Below are 327 nucleotides of genomic sequence, written 5' to 3'. Positions count from 1 at the left end.
ACTTCTGTGATGTTTCCTGTCGTTTCTGTCGCAGCGACATTGGCAACAGTTGAATCAAGTTCTACCTTAGTACCGTTGTTGGTTGCTTCTTTTGCGATGTAACCCCCAACTGTTGGCAATGGATGTCCTTCAAGTGTCGCATCGCCATTCTTAGCTGTCCATGCTTGCCATGTGACTTCACCTGTAACGTGGTTGATTTCACCTGAACGCTCAAATGTAACGGAGTTGCTTGAGCCTGGAGCTGCTTCGCCACCTTCTGCTTTCACATAAGTAACGGTACGGCTGATCGTACGGGTCACATCATCAACACCCTTATCTGTTGGCCAT

General features: G+C 48.0%; 1 protein-coding gene. It reads right to left on the bottom strand.

Features of this window, described 5'->3' with window-relative positions; genetic code table 11:
- Positions 1-327 (bottom strand): mucin-binding protein (locus tag C1E99_RS14815; RefSeq protein ID WP_161951219.1); only part of this gene is annotated, 327 nt, incomplete at both ends.

It is taken from the genome of Streptococcus suis, assembly GCF_002964045.1.
GTDB classification, from domain to species: Bacteria; Bacillota; Bacilli; order Lactobacillales; family Streptococcaceae; genus Streptococcus; species Streptococcus suis_U.
The sequence above is the reverse complement of the archived record's forward strand: the minus strand, read 5'-3'. Positions and strand labels throughout refer to the sequence as shown.